The organism is Ectothiorhodospira marina (genome assembly GCF_900109495.1).
In the GTDB taxonomy this organism is placed as follows: domain Bacteria; phylum Pseudomonadota; class Gammaproteobacteria; order Ectothiorhodospirales; family Ectothiorhodospiraceae; genus Ectothiorhodospira; species Ectothiorhodospira marina.
Genome location: NZ_FOAA01000036.1, coordinates 1 through 1,303, shown reverse-complemented (window position 1 = coordinate 1,303; position 1,303 = coordinate 1). Strand labels below are relative to the sequence as shown.

Sequence of the window (1,303 nt, the reverse complement as noted above, 5' to 3'; positions counted from 1 at the left end):
CCGCCCTGTGGGATCTGGAGGGTGACATGGGCCACACCCCGGTGGCCTCCGAGCCCCGGGATGATGGCATCCGCTGTGCGGGGGAGGGCCCGTGTGTGGAGTCATCCACGGCGTTGGCGCTGCGGGTGCTGCCGCGTCCGTTCTCCCATGTGTATGCACAGCGCAAGGCGGATGAGTCGGCCATCATTGAGGCCAACGTGGCGGCCTTCCGGCCGCTGTATGTGTTTGCCCGGGAGGGCGTGGAACTGGATCGGGCCGGCGACCCCCGGGGCTGGTATCAGGTGGGTGCGGGTCGGGAGGCGCCGGTGGGCTGGATGCAGGCCCGTGACGTGTTCGAGTGGCGCCAGGCGCTGCTGGTGTCCTACACCCACCCGGGGGACCCCATCGAGGGTCGCAGTCCGGTGCTGATGTTCCAGGACCTGTCATCGCTGGAATCGCTGGTGGATGACATGGACATGGCGGGACGGGCCCGTTCGTTGTATGCGGACATCCGCCAGGGTGAGGCCCCGGCATCGGTGGTGAGCATGGAACCTGAGCGTTTCGTGGACATCACCCGGCAGTTCTACATGCTGCCGATCCTGGACTGGGAGCAGACGCGCATCCAGGGTGATGATGCCCGCCTGCTGCAACTGGCGGCGGCGGTGCCCCGGGCACGGGGCGCCGACACCCTGGACAATCCCGAGTATGCCAGCCAGTCCCGGGTGGCACGTGGCGAGGCGGGCGCCGGGCTGACGGATCTGCAGGTGGACATCGTCTTCGTGATGGACACCACGCGCAGCATGCAGCCCTTCATCGACATGACCCGGGACGCGGTGGCGCGGATGACCCGTCAGTTCACCGATGAGGCGGCGGCGCGGTTTCGTTTTGGTCTGGTGACCTACCGTGACAACAGCGAGATCATCCCGGCCCTGGAATACGCCACCCGCAACCACACTCCGGAACTGGTGGATGGGGAGGCCCTGGTGGACCTGCTGTCGAACTCGGCGCGGGCCACGCAGGCGGGCAGTCTGGATTATCCCGAGGAGGTGTTTGCCGGGGTGGATGTGGCGCTGCGTTCGGCGTGGCGTCCGGATGCCCTGCGTTTCATGATCCTGGTGGGGGACGCCAGTGCCCATCCCAAGGGCCATGCCCAGAACGTCAGTGGCAAGGACGAGGTGGACCTGCGTCGTGAACTGGATGATGCCCAGGTCCACCTGCTGTCGCTGCACCTGCAAGACCCCCGTGCCGAGGCGGACCATCCCGTTGCCGATGCCCAGTTCAGACACCTGTCCCGGGTGCGGGGCGATGCCGGGCGTTCCGCCAT

Annotated in this window: 1 protein-coding gene; it reads left to right on the top strand. The window is 67.4% G+C overall.

Going from position 1 to position 1,303, the window contains the following annotated elements; translation table 11 throughout:
* Positions 1 to 26 precede the first annotated feature (26 nt).
* Positions 27 to 1,303, top strand: a 1,277-nt coding sequence (locus tag BMY52_RS15005; protein ID WP_177169998.1) for a vWA domain-containing protein, incomplete at its 3' end; no start/stop codon positions are given.